Here is a 257-nt window from a genome sequence, read left to right as displayed (position 1 = left end):
CGGCAGCACGCGATGCCACGCGTGGACGCAGCGCCACACGCGGACGCAGCGGGGTCAGCGTGCGACCCCGCACGCAGGACCTCCACACGCCCGCACCGTAGGCGATCTCGTCGGCCAGGTAGCCGGCGGTGAACCGCACGGGGTCGAGTGCGCGGCGCCGCGGCCACCATGCGGTCAGCGCGCCGCCGAGCAGCAGCGACGCGGCCGCGGCCCGTCGACCACGCGCTGCCGGTGCTTCTCTTCTGCGTCCTGTTCGG

The organism is uncultured Jatrophihabitans sp., from assembly GCF_964252635.1.
Taxonomy (GTDB): domain Bacteria; phylum Actinomycetota; class Actinomycetes; order Mycobacteriales; family Jatrophihabitantaceae; genus Jatrophihabitans.
This window is presented reverse-complemented; position numbering follows the sequence as displayed.